We start from the raw sequence: 14,430 nt of genomic DNA, 5'->3' as shown, positions 1-14,430 counted from the left end.
AATCTCCTCGTAGACCGTCGTACCACTTGGCACGGTGTCTACGGAAGCGGGAGGGGTCCCACCAGTTACCCGGCCAAGGTTGCGTGACGCACTGGTCATGTCGGTTCGGTGGCCCCGAATGCACGCTCCCGGCCGATGATCTCTAGGCCCTTTGAGCCGCGGAACTGCCGGACCAACCACAACACGCCACCGAACCTGTGAGGTTTCGGCGCTGCCTGTGCCCTGCTCTGAGCAGGTTTCCGGGCCAGGCCGTCTCTATCGATCGAGTCGCCACGTGCGCACAGAATCCGTGACGTCCACCGTGAGCAGTTTGCGTTCGTCGGCGGAGACGAAGAAGGCATGCGGCGGATGGCCGTGCCCGGGATAGTGCTCGAGGAGCTCACCGGTCAGACGAGAGGCGATGGTGACCCGCTTGGTTCTATCGTTCCACCCCACGACGCGGCCGTCGCTGAGCTCGATATACGGGTCCATGTTGCGGATCGGATCGGCGAACTCCCGCACCGCCGGCTCCGCCTCAGGGTCACGCAGATCGGTGACCGCATATCCATCGCGCACCTCATAGAATATCCGGTGGTCGTCGTGGGGATCGTGGTGGATGCGCCCGGGGAGTCTGCGTTTCAGCGCAGGCTCGGCCAAATCGATCGGATAACAGCTGTCGTTCCGGCCGGCAACGGCGATCAGGTGCGGCCCGACCGCGCGCAGTGACCACCACGTCTCCGACAGGCCAGTGGCGACTTCACCGAATTCGTCAAGCTCACGCGTGTTCAGATCGAACCGCATGAGGGTGAGCCGTCCCGGGACGCGGTTCATGATCGAGTACGCGGCGTCACCGACGAGATGCATTTGCTCGCGTGTTTCGCTGCGCCATACGCGACGTCCCGTCGAGACTTCCCAAGCGCCGATGAATACTCGGTCGGCGAACCAGACTAGGTCGCCGCGGAAGAACAGCGACGGCGTGTGACGCATCCGGCCCCAATCGTCGTTGAGCGGGAATCCGTCAAGCTCCACGCCATCGGTGCGGCCGGGGTGGTCGAAATCAAGCCTGGCGAGCCGACCCTGCCGTATGGTCCAATGCTCGCCATCGCGCACCCCGTGCTCGGCGCCACCGCGCCACCAGGCCCTACCGGTACAGCGCGGAGGCACCGTCCACGCCTTCGCGCCCAGTCGTTCCAGCCCTCCCGTCGCGACGTCGCAGCGGTGGACCGCCCCCTCCCTGTCGCCCAGTGCCACCATCGCCCCGTCCTTGGAGATTGCGAGCGCGGTCACCTTCGCTTCACGGCTCGGCTGACGGCGACGGGCGGTCACCTTGACGAAGCCGGGGGCCATTGGTGCGAACCTCGGGACACGACTCAGACTCGCCAGCACCTTCTCACTGGAAAGGTCGATCACCGGCTCGGCATAGAACTCCGGCCGGCCGATGTCCAGATCCCAGATCATTACATCCCGGCCGGTCTGCAATATGGCGAGACGGCGACGGTCGGAGGATATCGCGAGCGGTCCCGCCCATGCGCTCTGGAGCTTGGTCACGAACTGCTCGTTGCGCTTGGCAGGCCGGCCGGTTTTGGCCGTCACCCGCTCCAGGTCCCAATCACGGTTGGCGACCTTCCAAAGATACTCGGGCTTTTCCGTGAAGCGCACCGACAAGTGCTGTGTTCCCTTGCGCGCGGCCCACACGTGCATCTCCTCGCCGGTATCGGCATCGTGCACGCGGACACGGGTGCCGTCCTTCACCACGACCCAGCGTGCTTCCGATGGATGGACATCGAAATCGGTCGTCTCTCCCGCTGAGATCGGGCTCCATCGCACACCGTCCGACTCGCGCTCCAGGCGGGCGACGTGCGAGTCCCCGGCCAGCCAGAAGTGGTCCGGCGTCACCGCGATGAAGTGCACAGGATACGCCAGCGTGTGTTCGCTCTGGAGTTGCATTTCGGTGTTCCAGACCAACAGGCGCTGTTCTGTGACGCCGAGGATCAGCGGGCCGTCGCTCGCCAGATCGAGTATGGGATCTCCCGAGGTCTCATGCACGATCCGCGATGTGCGCGAGCCGTCGAAAGCCCAGGATTCTATCCTGCCATCCGCTCTGGCGACGACCAGAACGTCGACCGTCTCCATGAAAGTCATTGCGGTGATTTGCGCCGTCATCCCGGAAACGTAACATAAGGAAAGATGTGCATTGAGGTCTTTTCCGTACGCCCCTCACCTCGGTGAGTCGTACGTACGACAGCGCGCGGTTGCCCCGATATACCACTAGACCATCCTGGCTGATGGCCCGTGAAAGCGAGACGGTCACACCGCCTCACGTGAGGCTGTCGCTCGTCGTGAGGTGTTAGGAGATCATCGGATCTTCCACAGCCGTAGGGTGTTGTCGGTTCCCTGGCCTGCCAGGGTGTGGCCGTCCGGGCTGAACGTCAGTGAGTGAATGCCGACGACAGGGCCGTCGAAGGGGCCCTCGCTGGTGGTAAGGGTAGCGGTGGTGCGCTGGGTCGCCAGGTCCCATAGCCGCACGGCGCCTCCGTCTGCGCTGGCCAGGGTTTTGCCGTCCGGGCTGAACGCCAGCGACAGGACCGCGCTGTCGCCGCGTTGGGTGGCGATGTTGCGCCGGGTCGCCACGTCCCATAGCCGCACGGCGCCGTCACACCATGTGCTGGCCAGGGTTGTGCCGTCCGGGCTGAACGCCAGCGACTCGAGGGCACTGTCGCCGTCGAGGGTGGCGGTGGTGCGCCGGGTCGCCACGTCCCACAACTGCACGGCGCCGCCGTATCCGGCGGCCACGGCTTTGCCGTCCGGGCTGAACGCCATCACGTCGCCGCCGATGCCACCAGGGTCGGTCAGGGTGGCGGTGGCGCGCTTGGCCGCAACATCCCACAGCCGCACAGTGTCGTCGCGGCCGGTGGTGGCCACGGTGTGGCCGTCCGGGCTGAACGCCACAGCAGTGACCCAGTCGGTGTGGCCGGTGAGGGTGGCGGTGGCGCGTCCGGTCGCCACATCCCACAGCCGCACGGTCCTGTCGCCGCTGCCACTGGCCGCGATGCGGCCGTCTGGGCTGAACGCAACCGAGAAGACGACGTCAGTGTGGCCGGTGGCCCCCTTGAGCGAAAAATTACGAATGGCGGTGAGGCGCTCGGCGGGTTCGGGCCAGAGTGTGATCGTGGAGATGGCTGCGAGGCTGGATGCGCCGAGACCAAGAGCGCCAAGGACGAGGGCGCGTCGCGGAAGTTTTGTCACCCGCAGCGAATCCATTCGGCAACACCCCTACTTCAAAAGTAGACCCGTACCCGGACCATCGATCGCGATCATTTCAGCAAGGCTACCGGGCAGGCCCCCGGCCGGCGCCAGCCTCTAGTGTCGCCCCCACAAAGCGCCATACCGACTGTTACCGGGACATCTATGGTCCGATGATGGCGAAGTTCCTCCCGGTGAGCGTCAAAGCAGCCGGAATGGGTCAACCGCCTGATGCGGATTACTTCCAGGCTCAGGGGCCGGTTTTTGTTGATCACGTAGGTGGGCAGGGGCGGGGTCGAACCGCCGACCTTCCGCTTTTCAGGAGTAGCAACTGCCCTGCTGCCGGCCCGTCAGCCGAGGTAGAGCGGCGGTCGACGTACGCCCATGCCTGTCGGCGGTTGCCGTCGTTGCCGTCACCGTTGCCGTCAGCAGCACCCTCCTACGCGGTGGCAAGCCGACCTGGACCGCAGGGCCGGCTACGGCCCGAGGACCGGAACGCGGCGCGGCAGCCGATCGCCCTGCCACGCACGGCGGCCGGCCACCCAAGCGATCGTCATGGCCTGCATTTGGCGACTTGATCCGAATCAATTACCGGCCAACGTTCGGAGACGAGCCACTAGATAGCGCCGCTAACTTGAACGCCAAGTATCGTGCAACCGTAATACATAGGCCGTCCTAGACGCCACTTCCAACGTCGTATGGTCTTGCATCAGCCAACCCAGTCAAAAGGTGTCGCCGACGCTCTAGTCCGGTCGTAAGTGATCGAGATACAGTCACCTCAAGCGAGGCTATAACAGGTTTCTCGTACCAATTCCGCAGAGACGGAACTAGATCCTCGCGCACCTTTCCAGTAATAACTCTTCCCTCGGGCGTGATAACTTCAAATGCATTACGAATACTACTTACGCCCCGAAGTTCACCCACGATCTCTTGAAATTCCTCAGCAACTCTCGTTTGCTTAAGAACATCATGGATGCGACGAGCGGCGACGGCATCCAAAGATGCATTAAGCTCGCCCTCAATCGGAGCAGAAAGAGTAAATTCTGCATCCGTCTCACTGTCGCTTATTAGTCGAACTAGACTATTTAGATGCTTATACGTACGAGGCCCGAGGGGATAAACGTCGTCAACTAGCGAGTCATCTGGCGTGCCACTACGGGCGTGTTGTGCTAGCGCGAGCAGGCGTTCAATAGCGGCAACTGCTAGTGGCTTAGTCCGCTCGTCTAGTAGCTCCGGATAGGGAATTTCTTCCGCTACTCGTGGATCAGATGGGGCTCGAAGGTAGAGCACGACAGAACCAGGTCCCGAAGCATTGTAACTTAGCGCCGTCTGATCTCTGACCTCCTTGGGAATAGAGCTTGCAGCGGTTGCGCTACCTCGCAACGCCTGCCCGATCGAGGAGACCGTTTGCTGCAATTCTTCCAAAAAGGGCCCGAGAAGTTCTAGCCTGACCTCGTGATCATTGATTGCTGTACCGACCAGACGGATCTCCAATTGCGGCCTGGTGGCACTGCTCAGGCGAGCGCGCACCTCTTCCAAGCGACGCTTGAGCGAGGAGACAGAAAGTCTGAGACTACCTGAATCAACCTGCATTTTCTCGGCTATTAGTCGCTCAAGGGTCTGCTCTTCTTCCTCAAGCTCGGAGATCCACGTCATCACGGCACCTCCACATAACCCTTGGTGGATCCAGGCCGAAATCGGGACCAAAGTCCATCCCAGTATGAGCGTTCATGAGTGTAGGCGCTACCCTGAGGGGTCGTCGACGGGTATACGGCGCAAACCTTGGAATCTACATGACTGTAGGCAGAATCTCCACGCCCGTTGGACAACTCGTAAACAACATCCTGACGCCATGCAGGTAGTCGATCAAAAGCGACTGCATCGACAAAGGTGACTACATCAATATCGCCAGGATTCAGCTTATCTGTGACGAAACTACCGTCTACCCACTGATACAGTACAGGGGCTAGTGACCGAAGCGCTGCCCGATGCGACCGCCACTCCCGGTATATCGCTCCGCGGCTATGGCTATTTGTGTATGAATCCACGAATGCCCTCCGAACGGCGCGTGCACTACAGACATAACGCCCAGGTGGCAGAACTCCCTCTTGTGTAAACGGCGGCAGAACAGTCGTACGAACGACCTCCAACGGGTTGCCCCCTTCGTACCGCCATCTGTGCTTTACCACATTAGCTCAGACGCTCCAAGACTGGGAGGGTTGATCCTGGTCTGGATCGGCCAACAGGCCACAGCGATGTCTGGTCCCGCAAGAGAATCAAGTGCTGCCCGTGACGCGACACTGCCCGTGACACGATCATTGCCGAATTTGGCCGTTTTAGATCAAGGGCGGCGGCGCTTCGCGCCCGCCGCCTCGGCCGTCCGGTCCCGCCGCTACGGGCGTGCGGCGTGGGCGCCGGTCCCTACGCGCCGTGCCCGGACGGCCGGGTCAGCGCCGGCTATTCGACCGCGGGGACCTGGCCGCCGTCTCGGCATCAGCGCCGACGCCTATGGCCGCAAGGTCATATCGGTTGATCGAGAGCGCCGCTGGGGGCTCCGTGGCCCAATGCAGTTGTTTTAGCGGAGCGGTGGCGGGGTGGGATGTGCGCCGCTGATGAAGGGTCTTCCTGCCCGGCGATCGGGTTTGACCTTGGCGGTGGGGCTGTTGGCGTGGCGGCCGGGGTCGACTTGGTCGCGTCCGGCGCGGGTGCGCAGGATGGGCCATCGGTTGGGTTTCTTGATCGCTCTGGGGCAGCGGCGGCCGGATCGGGGTGCTAGCAGGCGGTGGCGTGCCTCGTGCACGGCCTGGACCAAGGCCCGGGTGAGCTTGGCGGGTGTGGCGCCGGCCTGGGGTGTCACGCTTGTGCGGATGATCCGCACGCACTTGAGGTAGGAGATGCGGTCGCTGTCCACTTGCGGGCCAGTGCTCGCGGCGGCGTCGTGGGCCAGTCGGCGAACCGCGTGGTGCACCGCCAGATAGGCCCAGATCTCTTGGCGGACGCCTTCGGGCGTGCGTGAACGCAACGGCCCGCCGGTGCCGAGATGGTTCTTCAGCTCATCGAAGGCCAGCTCGATCTCCCAGCGTTGCCGGTAAAGCGCGATCAGTTCGTCGGCGGGGAACCGCTCGGGATCGGTCAGCGTGGTGCCCAGATGCAGCATGCTGTCGCCTGCGGCGAAGCTGATGACCCGGAAGGTGATCCGCTCCGGCAGCACACGCTCGGCGGCCTTGGCCCGACGCCGGACCTGCTTGCTCGGCTGTGAGGTGGACAGGCACGAGCCGTCGGCCAGTTCACTCACCGTCGTGCCCCGGTGGTTGGACTGCAGTCGGATCAGCAGGTCAGCGCCGGTCGCGGTGAACGCTGCGACCAGTTCGGCCGACCAGAACCCGCGATCGGCGATCACCAGGTCGCCGGGGCCGATGGCCCCGGTCAGCTCGAGCGCCAGGCCGCGCTCCCCGTCCCGATAGCCACCGACCGCCGCATCCAACACTCCGTGCGTGCCGATCTCCGACAGAACCACCGACCTGACCTGCGGGAAACCGAATGGCGTGCCGCCGGTGGACGGCCCGTCAAAGGTCTGGCCGTTACCGACCGAGTCCGGCACGTCGAACTGGGTGCCATCCAGCGCCAGCAACCGCAGCCCGCGCCACCACGCTCCGGGCGTGCCTGGGGTCGCCAGCGGCCCCGCGACCTGCCGAAACAGCGTCTCCAGCACCTGATCACCCAACCGGGCCCGCGCTCGGTACAACGATGATCGGTTGATCTGGACCAAGGCCCGGCTGCCCGGAAGGCCGCTGGTCAGCAGCCTTATGACCTCTTCATAGGACTCCCTGGCGAACAAGCACAGCGCAAGCACGAAGTAGACCACCAGGCGGGAGGGGAGCAGCCTGCGCCGACGCTCAACGCGGCCGTGTTCGGCGATGACCTCATCGACCAGCTCAGGGGTGAACACCACTGTCAACACGCCGAGCCGGGCCCGCAGCCCAGCGGTTCCACCACTCACGCTCGAACACGATCAAGCACCAGCAGAGCACTACCACCCGGTACCGCCGACCCGTGATGATCACGAACCGCAACCGTGATCCATCGCAACGCAACGTGGATGCAGGCCGGGCCGAACATGCCCAGCTGGGGGAACCACGGGCTTCCCGAGCCGCAGATCACTCAAAAGCAACTGCATTGGGCCACGGAGCCCCCAGACCCCCGCGAGCCAGAGCACTCATCCGCGCGACGAGGTCTGTCGCCACTCCCCGCCGTTCGCGCGGATGAGCACTCCGGACCGACCTCCGTGGGGTGCGGCCCGCGCTGCTAACCTCACCACAGGCACATCATCGGAAGTGACCATGCCTCGCCGGTCTCCGGCCGAAGTACGCGCCCGGCTCCCGCGCCGGTTTCGCAGGCACCGCACCGTGATTCCCGGGCTTGCTCCCTCGGTCCACCGCCAGTTCCAGAACTACGAGCTGGACAACGGCTTGGAGCCAGGACACGTCGTAGACGCGTACCTCCGGTACAGGGCGTGGGCATTCAGAGGCAGACCCCTCAAGGGACCTTACGGCGGAGGGACTCCAGATAACGCCTACGACTGGAGGGGCGATCTCGACGACTCCCGCACCGTGATCGAACTCGCCCTACGGAGTCTTACGCCACGAGCGAGACGCCAGTTCCGTGTGCTGATCATCCCACTCGACGAGGCATACCAGGCCTGGTCACTACCCAACCCGTTCGCCTCGCCTCAACTCCCTTGGTGGGTATGCCGGTACGACTCCATCGGATAGCACAGCACACGGCCCCGGACGCCGTGCCATTAGCGTGCCATTAGCCCTGGTGACCAGGGGGCAATAGCGGTCACTTGCGGATCATGGATCGCCCTGGTCAGGGACGTGACCGGCGGTGATCACGGAGATTTGCAAGCCGGGTGTCAGGGGTTCGAATCCCCTAGGCTCCACCCACCCGAAAGCCCAGGTCAGGAAGCGATTCCCGCCCTGGGCTTCGGTCGTTCAGGACCCCTTCTTGCGCTTCCGTGCCCGTTGCGTGCCCGATCGCTTCATGTCGGCCTGCTTGAGTTCGGCCTTGGCCATGGCGCTCAGCGTGTTCCCGGTATGCCTCAGGTCGTGGAACCGGACGCCCTGCAGCTCGGCCTTCTCCAGAGCGCGCAACCGGTTGCGCCGGTCACCTCCACACGGGTCCGCTCAACTCGAACCGTTCCCGCCTTGACATCAAGAGCGGCGGCGCTTCGCGCCTCCGCATCGCCCGCCCGGCGACACCGGGGCGGGCGTGCGGCGTGGGCGCCGGTCCCACCCCGGCGGGCCGAGGGCGGGCGCGCGAAAGCCACCGCCCACGCCCAGCCGCCCGGCTGATGGCAGTCACGGGGTACGCGCCGCCGAGCTGGTGCACGCCATGGGGCGTAAGTTCGGACATGCCTCCCGGCGGGGGCCTCCAACTCCGGGAAGCCCGGTCCGCACCCGTGACGGTGCGCGAGAGGTTGAGGTGGGGGAGCTCAGAAACGAGCGAAGAACTCAATGTGCCCACATTGGCGGCAACGGTAAGCGACCATCGGCAATGACTCTTTTTCTTTCACTTTCACGCGCCTGGCGAATACCCCCGTATACACCGCGATGCCCTTGTACCAACGAGCCTGCTCAGGCCGACTCAGGCTGCTTGAGCTGTTGTATGGGGTTTCGGTGATAAAACCCTCATCTAGGTCACTTACTCCACAATGCGTGCATTTCGGCCTATTGGTCATCCTCTGACAGTAACGCCCGTCCGGGATTGGCCGCTCGCAGAGGTATGACCTCACCGTTGCCCGACATGCCCGTTGTGTGTCCATCCGGGTAGACGATCAAGGGCGCGTACGGTCGCCAACGAGCCCAGGTCAGGAAGCGATTCCCGCGCCGTCGATCCGGCGGTGGCCGCGCGTATCGCCGCGAAGGTCGGCCCGATAGACGTCGGGCTGACCGGAGCGCGGGGGACCCTGCGGGTGACCCGAGTTTGGGCGTGCGATCCACCGTATCCGGCTAGATTCTCGCCATGATCTCTCTGCGTGCCCTTCCCCTCGCGCTGACTGTGCCGTCGTTGGCCGCGTGCTCCGGAGGCACGCCGGCACCTCTCCCGACGGACCCGGCGACGACGCCACCGGCTGTGGCGCCTTCGGAGTCGCCGCTCTTGGCCTATCGCCACTCCGAGCTGGACCTGTGCGCGGCGACCGACCTCGCGCCCCTGGCCGCTCTGAAGCTGACGGTGAAGGACAAGCGGCGCAAGGTGCCCCTTGGGTACCGCAAGGGCGACGGCGCGGGCGAGGTGTGCCTGCACGAGATGACGACGCCGAGCGGCCACATCGCGCGTTTGACCGTGGAGGCACGTCTCGCCAGGTCGGTGGACGAGGCGCGGCGCAACTATCGAACGGTGGCGGAGCGGGATCCGATGAAGGCCGATGGCGCGATCGCCGGACCGTGGGAGCAGGGCGAGGCGCGCACGCTGGACACGGTCGATGGCGACAAGCAATCGCAGTACCTGGTCCACACGCTCAGCGGCAACCTGCACATCGAGGTCTGGCTCGCGGTCGGTGGGAACGCGTACACGCCGAAGGGAAAGCTCGCGCCGATGGTCGAGGCGATCGCCGCGAAGACGTACGCGACCGTCACGCGCGCCTGGAAGTAGCACGGCCGTCGCAGGTGTGGGGCGCTCCCGGCGAACGGGAGCGGACCCACACGTGCTTCGGGTCGGATCAGCCCGTGACGGCCTGCGGCCAGGCACCGTGGGGAAACTTGCCGTAGTCCACGCGGTCACTAACGGTCTTGCGGACGCTCTCGCCCGCTTCCACGATCCGCTTGAGCCGCTGGTCGTGCCTGTTGCGTGCGCGATCGCTCCTTGTCGGCGTTGCGTTCGGCCTTGGCCACCGCCGGCGGGGCCTCCGTGGTGGCACCGGCTGACCTAGACTTTCTCGCATGAATCTCAACGACGCGACCCGCATGATCTTGGCGGAGTCTGCGGCCTTTCCGAAGCTGCTGAGAGTCACTCGCGACGCCTACGATGAGTTGGCCGCCGGTCGCCAGGTTCATCACACCACCCTCAACTGGATGGTCAGGGAGGCCAGCCGCAAGGACCTCTACGGTGTCCTCATACAGAAGCACGGCACTGGCACCTTCAATGACATGATCACCGTTCTTTGCCGTGAGATTGATCGGCAGGCGCCGGTCCCCAGCCGCTGATGAAAAGGACGGCAACGGTGATGGCGACAAGAGCGAACACCAGTGCACTCGGATAGATCCACCGATCTACCGATTCACGCACTCAGCCTCAGCCTTTGCGTCGGCAGTGTTGGCGGAGCACCATGTCTTCTTGTGGGATGTGTGATTGAGCTCTTCGAGATACTGCCGAAAAGCTTCTGGGCCCCGTTCGTGCTCCTTCGCCGCTTGTTCGATCATGGCGGCGACGCCCGGGTCGATTCCCTTCAGCTGACCGGAATCTCTCAGCTGCTCGTATATTGCGATTCCGAGCTCGCCACGACGCAGGTCCGCATCCATCATGGCCTTTATCCACTCCTCCTGCGGCATCCTTTTGGGATCGAACTCTGCGCCGGAATGGCGCGCGTAGCCGACCTGGATCGCGAAGCCAAGTGTATTCTGACCAAGGGGTGAATTGGTGTTGAGGAAGAACTCCTTCTTCGTGGGGTCGTACCGGGATTGGCCCGTGGTACCGGTGACCACCTTGATCCCGAGCGCCTTCGCATCGGCGAGCACTTGCCGGCCCTCAGGAGTCTGGGCGAGAATGCCCTCCATGGCTGACGCGGCGGAATCCGTCCCAGGCGGAAAGCTGGATGAGATCGGCGGGGTGCTCGGAGCGGGTGAGATGGACGCCGCTGATGGGCCCGGCGTAGGACCGCCGCCGCAATCGTCACCGCCGACCCGGCAGACTGCCCGGACGATGTCGCCTGTGACCGCATTGCCGATGCCTGCAGTGACCATCACTCCGGCTACCAAGGCCACCAGCAGGGCGATCGCCAGGTAGGAGACCGGGCCCTCACCGCGGTCCACGCTTCGCCGGCAGACCGCTCCCGCCTCGCTCTCCATCCAAGATCTCATGATCGGCAAGCTATCGGCGGCACCCTTCCTCTAACAGGGTTCAGGGGCCCAAACACGGGCCCAGGCGCAACATGTCGGCAGGACTTTCCCTTTCCCTCATTCCGCTCATTTATGAGGGCGTTCGTGGATAAACACCCGCTGGTCCGGAAATGTTGTTACACACGGCCTTTCCGCTCTGGCGGCTTGTACCTCGCAAAGGCATCCTCACGCCCCTGGAACGCGTCCTGGATCGCCTCCTCATACCCAGACCGGGTGTACGCGATCGCACGCAAGCGCCACTGCCGCAGCAGCGTCTGTACCTGCTTGAACCGTACGAGGTCATCAGCGGCGTCCAAAGCCTCGTCGTATTCAGCCCGAACTGCTCGCGGTGCGACGGCGGGAGCGCGTCGAAGATCGCGGGCCGGATCCTCGCTGGGATCGTGCGGCCTGGCAGCCTCTGCGGGCTGGGCAGTCATGCGGCCAAACGTACCCGCCCGTCGCCCGAACACCCTGGGTTCAAGCTCGGCACCGAGCGACTGACCGCCACGAACCACGCATTGGGAGGCGGCCCCCGGGCCCGGCGAGGGAACAGGGGCCGCCGTCACCGCCAACGTCTCTAAAGAGGCATTGACACGATCAGCCTAAACCAGGCGGCGGCGCGCACCCCCGCAGAGAGGTTCGTGCGCCGCCCAAGGCGACCTCGTACTTGAGTTCCTCAGGGAGGGCTCGCGCGTGGGAGATGTCTTCGGGAGGACCGACAGCGTCGATCGTGCCGGAGAACTCATCTCGCCAAGGCCCGTCCCATTCCGGGTCGTGGATCACCGTGACCCGGGTTCCGGGAGCGAGCGCTTCTGCCGGCCATGGTCCGCTCAAGGAGCGGCCGATGATGTGCTCGATCGCTGCGCGATCCTTGGCCTCTTTCGGGTCAGAGGCAGAGCCGGTAGGCATCATGACATCGTTCCGTATCCTCCGGCGGGCCTCGAATCCCGATGGCTTATCAAGGTCTATGCCGTCATGTTTTCCGGTAGCGGGATGAGAAGGCGGCGCGATGACGGCAGTACAGCCGTCCGTGCCAGACTCGGGGCGTGGAGATCCACCGCATCACCCGGTTCGAGGCGGTCGAGGCAGCCGGTCACCTCTTCGACGAGCCGCCACGCGAAGAAGCCACAAGGCGGTTTCTCGATGACCCGGGGCACCACCTCTTCATCGCGTACGAGGACGGTGTCCCGGCCGGGATGATCACCGGGGTCGAGATGACCCATCCTGACAAGGGCACCGAGATGTTCGTCTACGAACTCGGTGTGGACGAGCCGTACCGCCGGCGTGGCATCGCCGCGGCGCTGGTGTCGGCGCTGGCGGAACTGGGGCGTGGGCGTGGCTGTTACGGCATGTGGGTCATCACCGACGAGGGGAACACGGCGGCCCGCGCGACCTACGGCCGTTTCGCCCAGGAGGTGGAGCAGGACCAGGTTGTGTTCTCCTGGACGTTCGATGAGACCTAGACCGCCGGCCGCCCAGATCGGATGTTCATGAGCGAGGTTCCGACGTCCACCTCACGGCTTCAGGTGCGGCCACGGCACTGCGACGCCCAGGGGATGGTGCACGCCGCCCGTTACTACGAGTACTTCGAGGACGCGTTCCTCGACTGGCTCGATCGCCATGCGGGCGGTTACCGCCGGCTCCGGTCGGCGGGCGTCGACGTGGTCATCGTCGCCAGCGGGTGCGAGTACCGCGACGGAGCCCATCTGGACGACCTGCTGTTCATCGAGACCCGACCGGTCGCGGCCGGCACCAGTTCGTTGTCGGTGACATTCACCGTGCGGCGGGACGAGCAGGTCCTCGCGGTCGGCCGTGCGACCTACGTCTGCGTCTCCGACGGTTCGGCGGTACGGATGCCCGCGGTCCTGGGCGATCTCCTGCGGAATGTGCCGCCGAAGAGCGAAGACCGGTCTTGACCGGCCGGCCGGCGGCTCAAGAGTTCGCCCGGCGGTCTCGGCCGGATGGCCGTTCGTGCGCGGCGAGGGTGAAGCGCTCGTGGATCGGCGGGTGGCCGTCGGCGAGGTCGGCGGCGATCTCGCCGACGAGCGGGGTGAACTTGGCGCCGTGTCCGGAGCACGGTGAGCACACGACGATCGGGCCCTGCCGGTCGAGGATGAAGTCCTCGCCGTCCGTCGAGGTGTAGAGACAGGTCAGTTCGTCACATGGCGCCGGATCGACTCCGGGCAGCCATCGGCGTACGAACGACATCACCCGCTCACGCGAGGCCGGGTCGACGACGCCGTCGCGGTCCTCCGCGGTCGTCACGCGACCCCGGCCATGCTCGGCGACCTTCAGCAGCGGGCCCTCGGGCAGCCCGTACACCGCGTCGTCGTCCTCGCGGATGAACGTCGGCCAGACGGCGGATTCGTGCGGGCGGAAGAAGAAGACCTGCTGCTGGGTCACGGTGAGCCGCGGCAGTTTCACCAGCCCGGACAGCAGTGGTTCCGTCCACGGCCCCGCCGCCACGACGACCGTACGCGCGTGCAACGACCCGCTGCCGGTGCGCACCAGCACGCCGCCGTCGCTCTGCGGCTCCAGCGCGTCCACCCAGGTGCCGTAGGAGATGCGCGCGCCCGCCGAGGTGGCCAGGCGGGTCATGGCGGCCATAGCGCGCTCCGGATCGATCACCCCGGCCTCGGGGTGGAACAGCACCGGTCCCTCGAAGGACATCCCGGGCCAGCGGCGGGCGGCTTCGTCCGGCGGGATCAGTTCGGCGGGTACGCCGGCATCGGCGAGCAGCGCGGCCATCGCCTCGGGCTCGCCGCCGGCACCGTGGTCGAGCCCTCCGGTGCGGTGCAGCAGGCTCTCCCCGCTCTCCCGCTCCAGCAGCCGCCAGAGCTCGCCCGCCCGGCCGGTGAGCTCGACGTACAGCCGATCGGTATAGGCGCGGCGGAAGATACGGGACCGGCCGTGTGAACTTCCCCTGCGGTGATCCGGCTGAAAGGCCTCGAAGGCGACGACGGAGCGGCCTCGACGAGACAGCGCCCAAGCAGCGGCCGATCCGGTCAGCCCGAGGCCGACCACCACCACGTCGACTCGCGTCATGCGCACTCCCGTCCTGAGTCGTCCCGTTCCCGAGTGGGCACCATCCCCGGAACGGGGCACGTCTCAG

13 protein-coding genes are annotated in these 14,430 nt (G+C 65.2%); 4 read left to right on the top strand and 9 right to left on the bottom strand.

Annotated features, from left to right (window positions below):
• Positions 1-255: 255 nt before the first annotated feature.
• The 6 genes from HKK72_RS04670 to HKK72_RS04650 form a co-directional block, all read right to left on the bottom strand.
• On the bottom strand, positions 256-2,142 hold the full coding sequence (locus HKK72_RS04670; protein ID WP_187232970.1) for a WD40 repeat domain-containing protein: 1,887 nt from the start codon (positions 2,140-2,142) through the stop codon (positions 256-258).
• 192 nt (positions 2,143-2,334) lie between these two features.
• A complete protein-coding gene (locus HKK72_RS04665) occupies positions 2,335-3,225 on the bottom strand; it encodes a WD40 repeat domain-containing protein (RefSeq protein WP_222720316.1) in 891 nt (296 codons plus the stop codon).
• Between the two features lie 672 nt (positions 3,226-3,897).
• On the bottom strand, positions 3,898-4,878 hold the full coding sequence (locus HKK72_RS04660) for a hypothetical protein (protein WP_187232968.1): 981 nt from the start codon (positions 4,876-4,878) through the stop codon (positions 3,898-3,900).
• Positions 4,878-5,411, bottom strand: coding sequence for a DUF6932 family protein (locus HKK72_RS42635; protein ID WP_410050282.1), 534 nt, complete (start codon positions 5,409-5,411; stop codon positions 4,878-4,880). The genes HKK72_RS04660 and HKK72_RS42635 overlap by 1 nt, the downstream gene beginning before the upstream one ends.
• Positions 5,412-5,797: 386 nt before the next feature.
• On the bottom strand, positions 5,798-7,222 hold the full coding sequence (locus tag HKK72_RS04655) for an IS4 family transposase (protein WP_222720315.1): 1,425 nt from the start codon (positions 7,220-7,222) through the stop codon (positions 5,798-5,800).
• A 994-nt stretch (positions 7,223-8,216) separates the two neighbouring features.
• A complete protein-coding gene (locus HKK72_RS04650; protein ID WP_187232967.1) occupies positions 8,217-8,375 on the bottom strand; it encodes a hypothetical protein in 159 nt (52 codons plus the stop codon).
• Between the two features lie 871 nt (positions 8,376-9,246).
• Here HKK72_RS04650 and HKK72_RS04645 point away from each other — a divergent pair.
• Complete coding sequence (locus tag HKK72_RS04645; protein WP_187232966.1) at positions 9,247-9,876, top strand: hypothetical protein; 630 nt, start codon at positions 9,247-9,249, stop codon at positions 9,874-9,876.
• 287 nt (positions 9,877-10,163) lie between these two features.
• Positions 10,164-10,427: a hypothetical protein gene (locus HKK72_RS04640; RefSeq protein ID WP_187232965.1), complete on the top strand. Its 264-nt coding sequence runs from the start codon at positions 10,164-10,166 to the stop codon at positions 10,425-10,427.
• Between the two features lie 66 nt (positions 10,428-10,493).
• Here the strand turns inward: HKK72_RS04640 and HKK72_RS04635 are convergent, their stop codons facing one another.
• Positions 10,494-11,288, bottom strand: coding sequence for a hypothetical protein (locus HKK72_RS04635; RefSeq protein ID WP_187232964.1), 795 nt, complete (start codon positions 11,286-11,288; stop codon positions 10,494-10,496).
• Between the two features lie 167 nt (positions 11,289-11,455).
• Complete coding sequence (locus tag HKK72_RS42630; protein ID WP_410050281.1) at positions 11,456-11,755, bottom strand: DUF6247 family protein; 300 nt, start codon at positions 11,753-11,755, stop codon at positions 11,456-11,458.
• 609 nt (positions 11,756-12,364) lie between these two features.
• Here HKK72_RS42630 and HKK72_RS04630 point away from each other — a divergent pair.
• Positions 12,365-12,781: a GNAT family N-acetyltransferase gene (locus HKK72_RS04630; RefSeq protein WP_187232963.1), complete on the top strand. Its 417-nt coding sequence runs from the start codon at positions 12,365-12,367 to the stop codon at positions 12,779-12,781.
• A 27-nt stretch (positions 12,782-12,808) separates the two neighbouring features.
• Positions 12,809-13,234 carry an acyl-CoA thioesterase gene (locus HKK72_RS04625; protein ID WP_187232962.1) on the top strand — a complete coding sequence of 142 codons (426 nt, stop codon included), beginning with the start codon at positions 12,809-12,811 and terminating at the stop codon, positions 13,232-13,234.
• A 16-nt stretch (positions 13,235-13,250) separates the two neighbouring features.
• Here the strand turns inward: HKK72_RS04625 and solA are convergent, their stop codons facing one another.
• Entirely contained in the window at positions 13,251-14,363 is a 1,113-nt protein-coding gene (gene solA, locus HKK72_RS04620) for an N-methyl-L-tryptophan oxidase (protein WP_187232961.1), read from the bottom strand.
• Positions 14,364-14,430: the final 67 nt, after the last annotated feature.

Source organism: Actinomadura sp. HBU206391 (assembly GCF_014323665.1).
In the GTDB taxonomy this organism is placed as follows: Bacteria; Actinomycetota; Actinomycetes; order Streptosporangiales; family Streptosporangiaceae; genus Actinomadura_C.
The sequence above is the reverse complement of the archived record's forward strand: the minus strand, read 5'-3'. Positions and strand labels throughout refer to the sequence as shown.